General features: G+C 67.4%; 12 protein-coding genes. 2 read left to right on the top strand and 10 right to left on the bottom strand.

The annotated features are described in order from the left end of the window. Nucleotides 1-75 precede the first annotated feature (75 nt). Complete coding sequence (locus ACSQ8Y_RS23345) at nucleotides 76-2229, top strand: peptidase domain-containing ABC transporter (RefSeq protein WP_436268796.1); 2154 nt, start codon at nucleotides 76-78, stop codon at nucleotides 2227-2229. Beyond that, the gene (locus ACSQ8Y_RS23340; protein WP_436268795.1) at nucleotides 2202-3566 is read left to right on the top strand and encodes an HlyD family type I secretion periplasmic adaptor subunit; all 1365 of its coding nucleotides are present in this window, start codon (nucleotides 2202-2204) and stop codon (nucleotides 3564-3566) included. Before ACSQ8Y_RS23345 ends, ACSQ8Y_RS23340 begins: the two co-directional genes overlap by 28 nt. 50 nt (nucleotides 3567-3616) lie before the next feature. Here ACSQ8Y_RS23340 and ACSQ8Y_RS23335 read toward each other — a convergent pair whose 3' ends face one another. The 10 genes from ACSQ8Y_RS23335 to rfbF are packed head-to-tail and all read right to left on the bottom strand — an operon-like array spanning nucleotide 3617 to nucleotide 16289. Next, a complete protein-coding gene (locus tag ACSQ8Y_RS23335; RefSeq protein WP_436268794.1) occupies nucleotides 3617-4480 on the bottom strand; it encodes a hypothetical protein in 864 nt (287 codons plus the stop codon). Continuing rightward, complete coding sequence (locus ACSQ8Y_RS23330) at nucleotides 4477-7260, bottom strand: O-linked N-acetylglucosamine transferase family protein (protein WP_436268793.1); 2784 nt, start codon at nucleotides 7258-7260, stop codon at nucleotides 4477-4479. Before ACSQ8Y_RS23330 ends, ACSQ8Y_RS23335 begins: the two co-directional genes overlap by 4 nt. Nucleotides 7261-7281: 21 nt before the next feature. Beyond that, a complete protein-coding gene (locus tag ACSQ8Y_RS23325) occupies nucleotides 7282-8358 on the bottom strand; it encodes an NAD-dependent epimerase/dehydratase family protein (RefSeq protein ID WP_436268792.1) in 1077 nt (358 codons plus the stop codon). Nucleotides 8359-8361: 3 nt separating this feature from the next. Continuing rightward, entirely contained in the window at nucleotides 8362-9387 is a 1026-nt protein-coding gene (dmpG, locus tag ACSQ8Y_RS23320; protein ID WP_436268791.1) for a 4-hydroxy-2-oxovalerate aldolase, read from the bottom strand. Next, nucleotides 9380-10282 carry an acetaldehyde dehydrogenase (acetylating) gene (locus ACSQ8Y_RS23315; protein WP_436268790.1) on the bottom strand — a complete coding sequence of 301 codons (903 nt, stop codon included), beginning with the start codon at nucleotides 10280-10282 and terminating at the stop codon, nucleotides 9380-9382. The genes dmpG and ACSQ8Y_RS23315 overlap by 8 nt, the downstream gene beginning before the upstream one ends. Next, nucleotides 10279-11253 carry an NAD-dependent epimerase/dehydratase family protein gene (locus ACSQ8Y_RS23310; RefSeq protein ID WP_436268789.1) on the bottom strand — a complete coding sequence of 325 codons (975 nt, stop codon included), beginning with the start codon at nucleotides 11251-11253 and terminating at the stop codon, nucleotides 10279-10281. The genes ACSQ8Y_RS23315 and ACSQ8Y_RS23310 overlap by 4 nt, the downstream gene beginning before the upstream one ends. Nucleotide 11254: 1 nt before the next feature. Next, the gene (locus ACSQ8Y_RS23305; RefSeq protein WP_436268788.1) at nucleotides 11255-13081 is read right to left on the bottom strand and encodes a thiamine pyrophosphate-binding protein; all 1827 of its coding nucleotides are present in this window, start codon (nucleotides 13079-13081) and stop codon (nucleotides 11255-11257) included. Between the two features lie 10 nt (nucleotides 13082-13091). Beyond that, a complete protein-coding gene (rfbH, locus tag ACSQ8Y_RS23300) occupies nucleotides 13092-14417 on the bottom strand; it encodes a lipopolysaccharide biosynthesis protein RfbH (protein WP_436268787.1) in 1326 nt (441 codons plus the stop codon). Nucleotides 14418-14427: 10 nt separating this feature from the next. Beyond that, complete coding sequence (rfbG, locus tag ACSQ8Y_RS23295; protein ID WP_436268786.1) at nucleotides 14428-15519, bottom strand: CDP-glucose 4,6-dehydratase; 1092 nt, start codon at nucleotides 15517-15519, stop codon at nucleotides 14428-14430. Then, nucleotides 15516-16289, bottom strand: a complete 774-nt coding sequence (rfbF, locus tag ACSQ8Y_RS23290; RefSeq protein ID WP_436268785.1) for a glucose-1-phosphate cytidylyltransferase — start codon at nucleotides 16287-16289, stop codon at nucleotides 15516-15518. The genes rfbG and rfbF overlap by 4 nt, the downstream gene beginning before the upstream one ends. Between the last annotated feature and the right edge of the window lie 110 nt (nucleotides 16290-16399).

Raw genomic sequence — 16399 nt, 5'->3', positions numbered from 1 at the left:
CTGTCTGCGGTAGAATCCCCAGACCGGGTGTATCTTGCACGGATGCAACTCGCACTTACTAGCCCAACCGAGACGATGCACGATAAATTTCCCCACACAGCCATCCAGTGCCTGACCGCGATCGCGCAGCACCATGGCTTGCAGATCAATCCCGAACGTCTGATCGATGACTACGCGCTGGGCGCCGAAGAGCCCGGCGACGGCCTGCTGCTGCGCATCGCCGCCGACATCGGGCTGAAGGCCAAGGCCGGCCGCCTGGACTGGGACGGCATGCTGGCCCAGGAAGGCGTGTTTCCGCTGATGGCGCGCCTGCGCGACGGCAATATGGTGATCGTGGTGGGCGCCAAGCAGCCCAGCACGGGCGGCGAGGGCGCCTCGGTGGCCGTGCTCAACCCGGCCGCCGGCGCCGCCGGCGTGGTGATGGTGGCCCAGGCCGACTTCTGCTCGCGCTGGGAAGGCCAGGTGCTGTTCCTGAAACGCCAGCACAAGCTGACCGACCCCAACCAGCCCTTCGGCCTGCGCTGGTTCATTCCCGAGATTCTCAAGCAGAAGGCGGCCTACCGCGACATCTTCATCGCCGCCATCGCCATGCACCTGCTGGCGCTGGCCTCGCCCATCTTTTTCCAGCTGGTGATCGACAAGGTACTCACGCACCAGGCCGTCACCACCTTGTGGGTGCTGGCCGCCGGCATCGGCATCGCGCTCATCTTCGACGCCGCCTTCGGTTTCCTGCGCCAGATGCTGACCCTGGCCGCCTCCAACAAGATCGACATGCGCTTGACGCGGCGCACCTTCAGCCATCTGCTGTCGCTGCCGATCGACTACTTCGAGACCCACACGGCCGGCGTCGTCACGCGCCACATGCAGCAGCTGGAAAAGATCCGCAACTTCCTCACCGGACGCCTGTTCTTCACCGGCCTGGACCTGGTGTCGCTGGTGATCTTCCTGCCCATCCTGTTCAGCTACTCGGTCAAGCTGGCTATGATCGTGCTGGCCTTCACGGCCATGATCGCGCTGATCGTGGTGGCCATGGTGCCGGCCTACAACCGCCGCCTGGCCGCGCTGTATTCGGCCGAGGGCCAGCGCCAGGGCATGCTGGTCGAAACCATCCACGGCATGCGCACGGTCAAGGCGCTGGCCATCGAGCCGGCCCAGCGCCGCACCTGGGACCAGCGTTCGGCCGAGGCCATCACCATGCACTTCCGGGTCGGCATGATCTCCATCACCGGCAACGCCATGACCGACTTCCTCGGCAAGCTGATGCCGGTGGTGCTGATCGTCATCGGCGCCCAGGAAGTGTTCAACAACGGTCTCTCGGTCGGTGCGCTGATCGCCTTCCAGATGCTGTCGCAGCGCGTCACGGGCCCGCTGATCTCCATGGTCGGCCTGGTCAACGAATACCAGGAGACCGCGCTGTCGGTCAAAATGCTGGGCGAGGTCATGAACCGCGCGCCGGAAGGCCGCGCCGGCGCCGGCGGCCTGCGCCCGGTGCTGGACGGCGAGATCCGCTTCGACGACGTGACCTTCCGCTATCCGGGCTCCCAGGTCGCCGCGCTGGACCGCACCAGCTTCACCATCAAGCCCGGCACCGTGGTCGGCGTGGTGGGCCGCAGCGGTTCCGGCAAGACCACGCTGACCAAGGTGATCCAGGGCCTGTATTCGGTGCAGGAAGGCATCGTGCGCTTCGACGGCGTCGACGCCCGCGAGATCGAGCTGTCGCACCTGCGGCGCCAGATCGGCGTCGTGCTGCAGGAGAACTTCCTGTTCCGCGGCACCGTGCGCGAGAACCTGTGCGTGACCAAGCCGGACGCGACCTTCGAGGAGATCGCCGCGGCGGCGGCCGCCGCCGGCGCCGACGAGTTCATCGAGCGCCTGCCCATGGGCTACGACACCTTGCTGGAGGAAAGCGCCAGCAATCTGTCCGGCGGCCAGAAGCAGCGCCTGTCGATCGCGCGCTCGCTGCTGGCCAAACCGCGCATCCTGATCCTGGACGAGGCGGCCTCCGCGCTCGACCCGGAAAGCGAAGCCATCTTCATCCGCAACCTGTCGAAGATCGCCGTCGGCCGCACCGTGGTGATGATTTCGCACCGCCTCTCCACCCTGGTCAACGCCAACGCCATCCTGGTCATGCAACGCGGCCAATTGGTCGACGCCGGCACCCACCAGGAATTGCTTACCCGTAGCGACACTTATCAGCATTTATGGAACCAGCAAACAAGCCACCTGTAAGCCCGACGCGCCGCCGCGGCCGGACCGAGATCGAGTTCCTGCCGGACGCCGACGCCATCGAGCGCAATCCCCTGCCGACCTGGCTGCGCATGACCTTGCACGTGCTGGCCGGACTGTTCGTCGCCTTCATCCTGTGGGCCAACTTCTCCACCGTCGAGCAGGTGGTGATGGCGCACGGCCGCCTGGTCAATCCGACCACCAACATCGTGGTGCAGCCGCTCGACACGGCCACCATCCTGGCCATCAATGTGCGCGCCGGCCAGGTGGTGAAAAAAGGCCAGGTGCTGGCCACGCTGGACCCGACCTTCACCCAGGCCGACGAGGACCAGCTGCGCACCCGCCTGAAGAGCCTGGACACCCAGACCGAGGGCTTGCGCGCCGAGCTGGCGGGCAAGCCCGGCGCCAGCCTGGGCACCGGCGGCGGCAGCGCCGACCAGCAGTTGCAGGCGCAGTTGTCGGTCGAGCGCCAGGCCAATTTCGAGGCCCAGAAGAACAAGATGGAGCAGAACATCGCGCGCCTGAAGGCGGGCATCGAGACCAACCAGCGCGACCAGCAGGTGCTGGCGCAGCGCCTCAAGTCGCTGTCCGAGATCGAGGCCATGCAGGAGCGCCTGGTGGCCGAGAACTTCGGCGCCAAGATGCAGCTGCTGGAAGCGCGCGACCGCCGCCTGGAGGTCGAACGCAGCCTGGTGGTGGGCCGCAGCCGCGACCTGGAAATGCAGCGCGAGCTGGCCGCCGCCGTGGCCGAGCAGTCCGCCTTCAGCAAGAACTGGCGCCAGAAGATGATGGAAGACCTGCTGGCCGCCACCCGCGACCGCGACGGCATCAACGAGCAGCTGACCAAGGCCGACCGGCGCAACAAGCTGGTGCAGCTGGTGGCGCCGGCCGACGCGGTGGTGCTGGAAGTGGCCAAGGTCTCGCCCGGCTCGGTGGCGCGCGGCGCCGAGACCATGTTCACCCTGGTGCCGCTGGGCGCCAAGCTGGAGGCCGAAGTGCAGATCGACTCGCTGGACAGCGGCCACGTCAAGGCGGGCGACCTGGCGCACGTGAAGATCGACGCCTTCCCCTACCAGAAGCACGGCATGCTGGAAGGCAAGCTGGTCAACGTCAGCTCGGATTCCTTCAAGCGCGAGCAGGTGCAGGCGGGGCAGGGCGTGGACGCCTACTACCTGGGCACGGTGGAGCTGGGCGCGGTCGGGCTGCGCAAGCTGGACGGCACGCGCATGCTGCCCGGCATGACCCTGACCGCCGAGATCGTGGTCGGCAAGCGCTCCGTCATGTCCTACCTGCTGTGGCCGCTGACCAAGGCGCTGGACGAATCGATCCGCGAACCCTGACGTCGGCGGACGTAAAAAAACCGGCCTCGGCCGGTTTTTTTTACGCCTGCTCAGAACCGGAAGTGGGCCTGGCTGGCCGCCACGAACTCCAGCAGCTGCGGGCGGTAGGCGGCGGTGATGGCGCGGCAGCGGTCCAGCAGCTCGCCGCGCGTGTTGAAGGCGTGCTCGATCTCCTCCTCGTTGTCGTCGAAGGCGAAACCGCCGGTGCCGAATTCGAACTCGTCCATGTCGGCCCGGGTCCATTCCCAGTGGTGGTAGCTCAGGTGCTTGACGATCACCACGGCGCCGCACAGGATGGCTTCCAGGTTGGTCGCGCTCACCACGTCGTAGGAATACAGGTAGCGCGTGCGGCGCAGCTGCTCGGCCAGCTCGGGCCGGGTCGGCGGCCAGCTGTAGCTGATGTCGATGGCGCCGGGCGGGCGCTCGGTGCAGAACCTGGCGCCCTTGCCCAGCCATAGCATGTCCTGCGTGCGGGCCGGCGCGTGGTTGGGGTTGAACAGGTTCAGGTCGATGGGCAGGTAGTACAGCGTGCGCACCGGTGCGCTCTTGTCGGCCGCGAAGGCGCGCGAGTAGTACAGCTTGAATTCGCCCTCGGCCGCCGCTTCGCCCTCCCGTCCCAGGATGTAGCGCACCACGCGTTTGGCGTTGAAGGGGTTGCCCGGCAGGCCGTCGCTGCAGATCACGATGGCCTCGTCGTTGATGGCTTCCCACTGCTCGGCGAACACGCCGTTGATGATGGGCGTGTTCAGCTCCGGATTGACCAGCGGCGCGCCGGGCGGGCTGATGTTCGATGTCAGCAGCAGCCTGGCGTCGAAGCCCAGGCTGTTCAGCTCGTGGCACAGCATGTGCATCACCCGCACGCCCGCGCTCACGCAGTAGCTGGGCGTGGCGATGATGTAGGGGCGGGTTTTCATGCCGCCCCTTCCTCGGGCGAGGCCAGCAGCAGCCGCGTCACCTGCGCCACCAGCGACTGGATGGGCTCGAGGGGCAGCGCGCTGCTGCGCACCTGGCCGCGGTTCGTGCCCAGGTACCACAGTATGGTGGTCAGCTTGCTGGCCAGCACTTCCTCGGCGGCCGCGCGGTCGTCCAGGTAGACCTGGATCTCGGTGGCGTCCGCGTACAGCTGCATCCAGTCCAGGTTGGCGCGTATCTTGTTCACTTCCAGGCGCTGGTCCTGGCCGCCGTGCAGGCGGAAGTAGCTCAGCGTCTGCGGCAGGTAGACCGCGTCGTGCTCCTTCAGGATGGAGAGCCAGGTGGCGACGTCCGACAGGATGGTGTACTGGCGGCCCAGGAACACGCCGAAGCGCTGGTCCAGCGCGCTCTTGCGTATCAGCACGGTGGTCGGCTCGCCGATGATGTTGTTGCCTTCGGTCAGCAGCATGCGGCCCAGCGAGGCGCCCGACACCCGCGCCTCGGTCTCGAACAGGCGCTCGGTGCCCGGCACCGGCGGGATGTCGTTGCCGGCCGCGTCGATCAGTTGGCGGAAGGAGGTCACCAGGCCGATCTTGGCATCGGTCAGCATATAGCCCATCATGCTGGCGATCTTGTCCGGATGGAACAGGTCGTCGTCCATCAGGAAGTTGATGTAGTCGCCGCGCGCATGGTTGAAGGTGTTCATCGCGTTTTCCAGCGGGCCGTAGCCCGGCACGCGGTAGTAGCGCATATGGCGGTGCTGCGCCAGGTAGGGCGCAAAGCGGGCCCGCGTGGCCTCGTCGTCGCTGTTGTCGCTGACGATGATCTCGATGTTGGGATAGGTCTGCGCCAGCGCGCTCTGCAGCGCCAGTTCGGCGTAGTCGGGCCGGTTGTGGGTCGGGATCAGGATGCTCACCAGCGGCAGGCCGCTGACGGTCTCGGCCGGGGCCGGGCGCACGGCGATGTCCTTGAAGCGCTGCTCCAGGTCGCGCACGAAGCGCGCGCTGTCGAAGAGCGGCGAGCTCAGGCGGTTGGCCTCCAGGCGCCGGTGCAGCTCGGCGCTCAGCGCGCGCTCGCGGCCCAGGCGGATCGCCATCGCCTCGTAGTCGGCCATATTGTGCGTGACCAGCTCCGGCAGGCCCACCGCGAGCAGCAGGCTGCCCGCCATGCGCGAGGAGAAGGTCTTGCCGGCGCAGGTCAGCACCGGCAGGTCGGCCCACAGCGCGTCGCTGGCGGTGGTGCCGCCGCCGAACGGCGCGGTGTCGAGGAACAGGTCGGCCACCTGGTAGCGCGCCAGGTATTCGGCCGGCACCACGCGCTCGGCGAACAGCAGGCGCTCGGTGGACACGCCCAGCTGCTCGGCCTGGCGGCGCAGATTGGTGCGCACCACCGGGCTCTCGGCCACCAGCCACAGCACGCTGTCCGGCACCGCCTTGAGGATGCGCATCCAGCTCTCGAACACCTCGGGGTTGATCTTGAAGGTGTTGTTGAAGGCGCAGTACACGTAAGCGTCCTCCGGCAGGCCGCAGGCCGCGCGCGTCGGGCGCGGGCCGATCTGGCGCTGGCGGTCGTTGATCTGGAAGGTGTGCGGCATGTGCAGCGGCTTTTCGGTGAAGAAAGGCTCGAGCTCGGGCGGCAGCACGAAGGGGTCCGAGATCACGTAGTCGATCTCGGGCAGCGCGGTCGGGCCGGGCAGGCCCAGCCAGGTGATCTGCACCGGCGCCGGGCGCCAGGACAGGATGTCGTGGCGCGCGTTCAGGGTCAGGCCGTGCAGGTCGACCAGGATGTCGATCTCGCAGGAACGGATCAGGCGCGCGGCCTCCTCGTCGGACAGGCCGCCGATGCGGATGTGGTGGTCCATGCCGGCGATCACGCGGGCGCGCAGCGGCGAGCCGTCCTCGTGGCTCCAGCAGAAGCCGAAGACCTCGAATTCTTCACGGTTGTGCAGGCCGTACAGCTCGGCCGTCAGGATGGACACCGCGTGCGAGCAGAAGTCCGACGACAGGTAGCCCACGCGCAGCTTGGGGTGGGCGTAGCCGCCGGTGGCCAGCGGCGCCACGCCCTTGCGCACCTTCTCCTCCACGTAGCGCTGCGAGGCGGCCAGCTGCAGCGCCGGGTCGCCCGAGGCGCTCAGCATGGCCAGCGCCGAGGTCGACTCGATCAGCTTTTTCTTCTTCACGCCGATGCCGGTGTCGTACACCGGCCAGTTGCACTGCTTCTGGCGCAGGTGCACCCAGTGCGTGATCACGTTCTTCTGGTCCGGCTCCAGGCGCAGGCTGTCGGCCAGCGCTTTTTCCGCCTCCGGCATGCGCTTGAGGATCTCCAGCAGGCGGCCGATGTTGTTGAGCGCCTGCACCCGCAGCGCGCGGGTCGGCTTGGCGTTGGCCGGCGACAGCTCGACCGCCTGGCGCCACAGCACCAGCGATTCCTCGGGGCGCTTCAGGCGCTCCAGCAGGGTGCCCAGGTTCAGCAGCGCCTCGACGAAGGCCGGGTGCTGCTCCAGCGCCTTGCGGTAGGCCGCCTCGGCGGCCACGTCGTCGCGGTTGACCAGCAGCACGGCCAGGTTGAACCAGGCCGCGTAGGCCAGCGGCGACGGCGTGTTGTCCAGCCATAAGCGGTACAGCTGGACCGCGAGGTCGGCGGCGCCAATCTCGCCCAGCTGGGGTGCCAGGCCGAACAGTTCGACCAGCGGCAGCTGGCCTTGCGCGGCCTGCTTGAAGGCCTGGTCGGCCACCTGGGCCAGTGCGGGATGGGCGGCGTGGATCTCGGTTGGAATACTCATGTTGTCCTTGACCGGCGCGGTTCAGGCGCGCGGCGTGTGGTGGAACCAGCGGTAGGTTTTATCGATGACTTGCTCCAGCGTGCACGTTTCGCGCACGCCCAGGCGGCGCTGGGTGGCGCTCAGGTCGGGAAAGAGGTCGTCGTCGCGCTGCGGCCGGTTCGGCAGGGTGTTCAGGGCCACCCGCGGGCGCGGCGAGGCGCGCTCGCTGATCAGCTTGACCAGCTCGAGGTGGCTGACCGGGGTGGCCCCGCCCAGGTTGTAGACTTCGCCGTCCACGCCGCGCACCAGCGCGGCCAAACACCACCAGGCCGCGTCGCTGCCGTACAGATAGCTGCGCCGCGCGCTGCCGTCGCCGTGGATGCGGATTTCGCCGCTGGTGAGCGCGTCGCGCAGGAAGTTGTTGATGGCCCAGGGGCGGTCCAGCTCCTGGTAGGCGCCTGTCAGGGTGAATGGCCGCACGGTCGAGACCGGCAGGCGGTACTGGCTGCGGTACACCGCCGCCAGCATTTCCGCGCCGCGCTTGCCCTCGGCGTACACATTGTGCGGCTGGCCCGGCGGCATGGGGAAGCTGTCCTGCTCGCCGATCGCGCCCGGGCCCTGCGGCGCGCCGGCCACCAGGCAGGAGCTGACGTTGACGAAGCGCAGCAGGCCGTCGAGCTGGGACGCCGCCTCCAGCGCGTTGGCGATGCCGGCCGTGCTGGTCTGCAGCACGCGCAGCGGGTCGGACGCGTGCACCCGGTTGTTCGGGATGCCGGCCGCGTGGATCACATAGCTGGTGCTGCGCGCGAACTCGAACGAAGAGCGCACGTCCTGCCGGCGCAGGCGGATGTCGAGGCGGCCGGCCAGGTGCTGGTATTTCTGCGGCCAGTCGGCGATGTTGCGCGCGTACAGGTCGAGCGTGATGCCCAGGCCGTACTCGTCGTTCAGGGCGGCCACCATCTCGGCGATCCAGGTGCCGAGGAAGCCGGTGCCGCCGGTGACGGCGATGTGCTGGCGCGCCAGGCCGGCGCGCAGGTCGTGCTGGTCGGCGCAGGCGGCCAGGCAGTCCTGCCGCATTTCAGCGTTGCTGCTTGCGTTGCTGCTCGATTTGTCGCTCATGGTTCAGCCTTTCGCGGCGGCGGTTTGTTGGTCGGCCAGCGCGCGCGCCACCTCGATGATCAGGCTTTCCTGGCCGGCCACGGCGTTGCGCTTGCCCAGGCCGAAGAAGATGTCGCGCGGATCGACGTTGTAGTCGGCGGCGGCGCGCGCGACCGGCTTGGCGAAGCCGGAGAACACGCCAGCCAGGCCGCTGACGATGGACAGCGGCGAGATCGACGGCGCCACCGGGTTGAATTCCTTCTCGGCGATGTCGGCCGCGTCCAGGATCTTGTACAGGTCGATGCCGGTTTCGAAGCCCATGCGCTCGAACACGGCCACCAGCACTTCAAGCTGGGTGTTGCCGGCGCCGGCGCCGAAGCCGCGTATGGTGCCGTCGATGATGGTGGCGCCCTCGTTGACGGCCGTCACCGAGTTGATCACCGCCATGCCCAGGTTGTTGTGGCCGTGGAAGCCGACCGGGATCGACAGGCCGTTCACCAGCGTCGCGATGCGTTCCTTGACGTCGTCCGGGAAGTAGGCGCCGGCCGAATCCATGATGATGATGGCTTCGGCGCCGTAGGATTCCATCTTGCGCGCCTCCTCCAGCAGCACCGCCGGGGTCGCCATATGGCTCATCATCAGCACGCCCCAGGCTTCCTTGCCGGTCTGGCGCACGTAGTTGATGTGGCGGTCGGTGATGTCGGCCTCGGTGCAGTGGGCGGCGATGCGGAACACGTCCACGCCCAGCTCGACCGCGCGCGTCAGGTCCTTCTTGATGGTGCAAAAGCCGGGGATCACGTGGATGCCCAGGCGCGTGTCCTTCAGGTTGGCGCGCGCCGTGGCCAGGATGTCCTCGTCGGTCAGCCGGCATTCGCCGACCAGCATGGACGAGGCGCCCAGGCCGTTGCCGTGGCCCACTTCGACGATGGGCACGCGCGCCGCCTCGGCCGCCTGGCAGTAGGCCACGAAGCTTTCGCGGCTGAGCTGGTGGCGTACGGCGTGGTTGCCGTCGCGCAGGGTGGGGTCGCTGATGAGGATTTTCTTAGCCATGCTGGCGCTCCTTGGCGTTGCGCGCGACGGCCAGGCGTTCGGCCATGGCGATCGCCGCGCAATTGATGATGTCGAGGTTGCCCGCGTACTGCGGCAGGTAGTCGCCGTTGCCCATCACCTTGATGGTGGTGACCACGCGGCCGCCGTCCAGGGTGGGCGGCACGATCAGCTGGTAGCCGGGCACATAGGTCTTGAGCTGCTCCACCATGGCCTCCACCGCGGCGCGGATGGCCGGCAGGTCCGGGTCCGTGATCTTGGCGTAGATGGTGGTCTGCATGTCGATCGGCGGGTTGGCCGGGTTCAGGATCAGGATGGCCTTGGCGCGCCGCGCGCCCGAGAAGCGCTGCAGCGCGTCCTCGGTGGTTTCGATGTATTCGTCCAGGTTGGCGCGCGTGGCCGGGCCGGCGCTGCGCGAGGCGATGCTGGACGCCACTTCCACGTACTCGATGTCGGCGTGCACATTGCCGATCGCGTGCGCGATCGGGATCGAGGACTGGCCGCCGCAGGTGACCATGTTGATGTTGCGCCCGCCCGCGTCCAGGCAGGCCTGGGCGTTGATGGCGGGGATGCAGAACTCGCCCAGCTTGGCCGGGGTCATGTCGATCACGGTCTTGCCCAGCTTGTCGAGCGCGGCCCAGTGCTCGACGTGGGCCTGGGCCGAGGTGGCGTCGAACACAAGGTCGCAGATCGACGGGTTGTCGACGATGGCCTCGATGCCGCGGTCGGAGATCGGCACGCCCAGCTGGCTGGCGCGTTTCATGCCGGCCGAGTTGAAGTTGCGCCCCGCGAACAGGGTGCAGGTCAGGTGCGGCGAGCGCATGGCCTTGATCAGCAGGTCGGTGCCGATGTTGCCGGAGCCGATAATGGCTATCTTGAGTGGGGCGGATGGTTTCATTTGGCGTCCATGATCTGGTCGAGTACTGCGGGCCTGCCCAGCATTATCGCCGATTCCAGGGTGATGGCTTTCTCGGAAGTAAAGGCCGGTTGGTAGCCCAATTCGGCGGCTTTCCGGTTCAGCGAATAGTAGTGCGGCTTGCCGCCGGTGGCGTTGACGATGGCGCCCGGGAGCGTCTCGCCGATTTCGTAGCGCAGGCCGAACCGGCGCTGCATCAGTGCCAGCAGTTCGGGCTTGGCGATGGGCGCGGCGCTGTAGCAGTCCAGCGCCTGGTTGGCCGCCGGGCCGTCGAGCACGCGGCGCACCAGCTGGTGGAAATCCTGCGGATGCAGGTAGTCGCGCACCATGAAGCCGGGCGCGGTGTGCAGCACGCTGCCGTCGCGGATGGCGCGCAGCATGTCGGTGATGAAAAAGCGCGCCGCCATGTCCTGCGCGCGGCTGAAATAATTGAACACGCGCAAGTCGGTGATGGCCAGGTCCGGCAGCGCGCGGTGCTTGCATTCGGCGTGCAGCTTGGCCACCGCGTAATAATCCTGCGGCTGCAGCGCATTGATGGCCACCGTGGCGCGCATGTCGGCCGAAGCCGGGGCGGCGAAGTCGCTGCCGTAGGCCGCGCCGCTGGACAGGAACAGGTAGCGCCGCTGCGGATGGCGGCGCAGGCCGGCCAGCGCCAGATCGTCGAACTGCTGGGTGATGGCGAAGATGTCGCCGCCCATTTGCGCTGCGCGCTGCGGGTCGCCCACGCCGACGAAGTTGAGCACGGCGTCGTGCGGCACAGTGTCATACTCGTCGTAGCCGGCCACCCGCAGCGGCGCGTGCGGCTGGCCGGCGAATTCGCCGGCCAGCCAGGCGCGCATGGCCTCGCAGTCGCGCACGTAGAGCAGCAGGCTGCTCTGCCCGTCCCGCACCAGGGAGCGGATCAGGTCCTTGGCGATCTGGCTGCTTGCGCCCAGTATGGCCAGCGTCTCCATATCAGAGCGATTTCGACTTCTCGTGCAGGCCGTCCAGCATGGCCTGTTCCAGCACCTCGCGCGGCAGCAGCGGCGACAGGTCTTCCAGCGGCGGCGACACCAGGCTGCCGTCCGGCTTGGCCACCACCGACAGCTTGGGCGAGAACAGCTGCTCGGGATGCATGAACACTTCGCAGATCACCGGGCCGGTGGCGGCCTGCACCTGCGCCAGCGTGCCGTCGACCTCGTCCCACTGGCGGATCTGGAAGGCCGGGATGTCGAAGGCCTTGGCCAGCTTGGAGAAGTCCGGGCAGGACACGCCGGACTTGGCGTCCGTGCCCACGTAGCCGCTCTTGAACAGCGAGTTCTGCGTGTGCTTGATCATCAGGTAGCCGTCATTGTTGAAAATGAACAGCTTGATCGGCAGCTGGTGATGCACCATGGTCTGCAATTCCTGCAGGTTCATCATGATGCCGCCGTCGCAGTTCAAGCACATCACTTCGCCGCGGTTGTTGGCGAAGGACACGCCCAGCGCGGCCGGCAGGCCGTAGCCCATCTCGCCCAGGCCGGTGGAGGTCATCAGGCGCTGGCCGTCCTTGAAGCGCAGCACCTGGTGGCCGCACAGCAGGGCCGTGCCCATGTCGGTGACCACCACCTGGTCCGGCTTGAAGTGCGCGTTCAGGCGCTCCATGAAGCGGTAGGAGTTCATGAAGCCGCCCTTGTCGGCGTGCTCCTCGCCCACCCAGGGGAATTGCGCCTCGTAGGCGCGGCAGCGCTCCAGCCAGGCCGCTTTGGGCGCGGGGGCGGCCGGCAGCGCGGCCACGCGCGCCTGCAGCGCCGTGATGAAGGCCTTGGCGTCGGCCACGATTTTCTGCGTGGTGCGCTCGCCGTGCTTGGCCGCCTCGGCCGCGTCGATGTCGACCAGGTCGATGCGCGCGGCGCGCGCCAGTTCCTTCAGGTCGTAGCCCACTTGCGGGATGGCCAGGCGGGTACCGATGGCCAGCACATAGTCGCTGTTCTGCAGCACGAAGTTGGACGCGCGCTGGCCGTACACGCCGGCGCGGCCGAAGATCAGCGCATGGTCCGAGTCCACCATGTCGATGCCGGCCCAGGACAGCAGCGCCGGCACGCCCAGCGCTTCGAGCAGCGGCACGATCTGGCGCTCGGCGCCGGCCAGGCGGATGCCGTTGCCCAGCCACAGCACCGGCCGTTCGGCCTTGAGCAGCGCGTCCAGCACGCTGTCGAGCTGCGCCTCGGCGGCGGCCGGCAGGGCGGCCGCGCGCGTCGGCGCCTCGAAGCGCGCCATGGCGTCGCGTTCCATGCGGGTCGACTGGATGTCCATCGGAATCTCGACCCAGGCCGGACCCGGACGGCCGTCCAGCGCCACGTGCACCGCCTCGTCCAGCATGGACAGGGTCTGCTCGGCCTTGGTCACGCGTTCGGCGTACTTGGTCACCTGGCGCACCATCTGGCAGGAGTCGTAGCCCTGCACGCCCCACATGCGCAGCGGGTTTTCCGGGAAGGTGAACTTGGAATTCTCGTTGCCCGCGATAACCAGGCAGGGGATGGAGTCGGCCCAGGCCGACACCACGCCGGTCACGCCGTTGGTCGAACCGGCGCCCGTGGTCAGCAGGGCGGCGGCCAGGCGGCCGTGGGTGCGGTAATAGGTCTGCACCGCCATGCAGGCGGCCTGCTCGTGGTGCACGCACACGATTTCGCTGTAGCCGTGGCGGGTGATGGCCTCGAACAGGTGCACATTGCCGGCGCCGATAATGCCGAACACATGGCGGATGCCCATCTGTTCGAGTTTTTCGGCCACCAGTTGCGCGACCTTGATTTTCTCTTGCACAACCATCTCCTTAGAAGCCGACGCCGAAGAATTCTTCGATCTTGGTGGCCGCGTATTCCAGCATCTCGCGGCTTAGGCCGGGGAACACGCCGATCCAGAAGGTGTCGTTCATCACGCGGTCGGTGTTGACCAGCTCGCCGGACACGCGGTAGTTGCGGCCTATCATGTAAGGCTGGCGCGTCAGGTTGCCGGCGAACAGCAAGCGGGTGCCGATCTTGTGCTGGTCCAGATAGGTCAGCAGGTCGACGCGCGACACGTTCGCCTCCGGCTTGATGGTCATCGGGAAGCCGAACCATGAGGGGTCGGAATTCTCGGTCGCTTCGGGCAGGATCAGGAACTCGGCGCAGGTCTGCAGGCGTTCCTTGAGGAAGGCGAAGTTGTCCTTGCGGGCCTGGATGAAGCCGTGCGCGCGGTCGATCTGGGCCAGGCCGCAGGCGGCCTGCATGTCGGTGATCTTCAGGTTGTAGCCCAGGTGGCTGTAGGTGTACTTGTGGTCGTAGCCGGCCGGCAAGGTGCCGAAGCACTGGCAGAAGCGCTTGCCGCAGGTGTTGTCCTTGCCCGGCGCGCAATAGCAGTCGCGGCCCCAGTCGCGGAAGGACTCGGCGATCATCTTCAGGTCGGCGTTGTTGGTAAACACCGCGCCGCCCTCGCCCATGGTGATGTGGTGCGCCGGGTAGAAGGACATGGTGCCGATGTCGCCGAAGGTGCCCACCATCTTGCCGTCGTAGGTCGAACCGAGCGCGTCGCAGCAGTCCTCGACCAGCCACAAGTTGTACTTCTTGCACAGCTTGACGATGACGTCCAGGTTGTAGGGGTTGCCCAGCGTGTGGGCCAGCATGATGGCCTTGGTCTTCGGGCCGATGGCCGCTTCCAGCTGCGTCACGTCGATGTTGTAGGTGCCCAGTTCGACGTCCACGAACACCGGCACCGCGCCGAACTGGATGATGGGGTTGACCGTGGTGGGGAAGCCCGCCGCCACGCCGATCACCTCGTCGCCCGGCTGGATCGCGCGCGCGCCCAGCTTGGGCGAGGTCAGCGTGTTGAACGCGACCAGGTTGGCCGAGGAGCCGGAATTGACGGTGATCAGGTGCTGCACGCCGATCAGCTTGGCCAGCTTGGCTTCGAACTGGTCGTTGAAGCGGCCGGTGGTCAGCCAGGCGTCCAGCGAGGCATGCACCATCAGCTCCATCTCGGGCGCGCCCACCACTTTGCCGGCCGGCGGTATGACGGTCACGCCCGGCTCGAAAGCCTTGGGCTGGCTGGCCAGGGCGCCGTACTGCGCCACCAGCGCGATGATCTGCTCGCGCAGTTGTTCTTGGTTAGGGGTATCGCTCATGGTTCCAGCCTTAAATTTGGTGTTCGGTGTTTTGATAGGACGCGATCTGCGCCAGGGTCAGCGCGCGCATGTCGGCGCCGGCCGCATGGGCCTGGTGCCAGGCCACAATCTGGTCGATGGTATGGGCCAGGTTCCAGCGCGGCTGCCACTGCAGGCGGCTGCGCGCCTTGGAGCAGTCCAGCTTCAGATAGGTCGCCTCGTGCGGCTGCGGCGCGCCGTCCAGCTCCCAGGAGGCGCCGTCGCCCCAGCTGGCGCACAGGCGGCCGATGATCCACTCGACCGGGCGCGCGTCGGTGTCGTGCGGGCCGAAGTTGTAGCCTTCGGCGTAGGCCGCGCCGTGTTCATACAGGTGCTCGGCCAGGGTCAGGTAGCCCGACAGCGGCTCCAGCACGTGCTGCCACGGGCGGATCGCGTGCGGGTTGCGGATCTGCACCGGCCGGCCGGCCGCGATGGCGCGCACCATGTCCGGGATCAAACGGTCCTCGGCCCAGTCGCCGCCGCCGATCACGTTGCCGGCGCGGCCGGAGCCCAGCGCCACGCCGTGTTCGGCGTATTTTTCAGGGTTGAAGAAGGAACTGCGGTAGCCGCTGGTGATGAGTTCGGCGCAGCCCTTGCTGTTGCTGTAGGGATCGTAGCCGCCCATGGGCTCGTTCTCGCGGTAGCCCCACGGCCATTCCCGGTTCTCGTAGCACTTGTCGCTGGTGACGTTGACCACCGCCCTGATGGCCCCGCCTTGCGCGTTGACCGCGCGCACCGCCTCGTAGAAATGCACCAGGCCCATCACGTTGGTGGAGTAGGTCTCCACCGGATGGGCGTAGGAATAGCGCACCAGCGCCTGGGCCGCCATGTGGATGGCGATGTCCGGCCTGGCCGCCAGCATGGCCGCGCGCAAGGCGTCCGCGTCGCGGATGTCGCCGGCCACGGACTGCATGCCCTGTGCCACGCCGGCCGCGTCGAACAGGCTGGGCGAGCTGGGCGCCGGCAGCGCGTAGCCGGTCACCTCGGCGCCCAGCTGCTGCAGCCACAGGCTGAGCCAGCTGCCCTTGAAGCCGGTGTGGCCGGTCAGGAAGACGCGCTTGCCTTGCCAGAACGATGGCTTCATGGCCAGCTTTTCCAGGGCGCCTTGCCGCTGTCCCACAGCTCGTCCAGCGCCACCTTGTCGCGCAGCGTGTCCATCGGCTGCCAGAAGCCGCGGTGCTGGTAGGCGTCCAGCTGGCCGTCGTGCGCCAGGCTTTCCAGCGGGCCTTTTTCCCACACCGTGGCGTCGTCGTCGATGCGGTCGATGACCTTGGGCGAGAGCACGAAATAGCCGCCGTTGATCCAGTTGCCGTCGCCCTGCGGCTTTTCCGTGAAGCGCTCGATGCGCTGGCCGTCGATGTCGATGGCGCCGAAGCGGCCCGGCGGCTGCACCGCCGTCATGGTGGCCAGCTTGCCGTGTTCGCGGTGGAACTTCAGGGTGGCGCCGATGTCGACGTCGGACACGCCGTCGCCGTAGGTGAAGCAGAACGCCTCGTCGTGCTCGACGTGGCTGCGCACGCGCTTCAGGCGCCCGCCGGTCAGGGTGTTCTCGCCGGTGTCGACCAGGGTCACCCGCCACGGCTCGGCGTGGCGCGCGTGCACTTCCATCGAATTCTGCTGCAGGTCGAAGGTGACGTCCGAGGTGTGCAGGAAGTAGTTGGCGAAGAATTCCTTGATCACATAGCCCTTGTAGCCGCAGCAGATCACGAAATCGTTGATGCCGTGCGCCGAGTAGCTCTTCAGGATGTGCCACAGGATGGGCTTGCCGCCGACCTCGACCATCGGCTTCGGCTTCAGGGTGGTTTCTTCGCTAAGCCGCGTGCCCAAACCGCCGGCGAGTATGACAGCTTTCATATTGCTCCCTCTTTATTCGATGCGTAGACAGGCGGTGCGCCACCGGAAGCCATAGTATGGCCCTGCCGCAAGGTATTCTAAACCAGAAGAAGAGGGGTGTGCAGGGCCTT

Source organism: Pseudoduganella sp. LjRoot289 (assembly GCF_964252925.1).
In the GTDB taxonomy this organism is placed as follows: Bacteria; Pseudomonadota; Gammaproteobacteria; order Burkholderiales; family Burkholderiaceae_D; genus Rugamonas.
The sequence above is the reverse complement of the archived record's forward strand: the minus strand, read 5'-3'. Positions and strand labels throughout refer to the sequence as shown.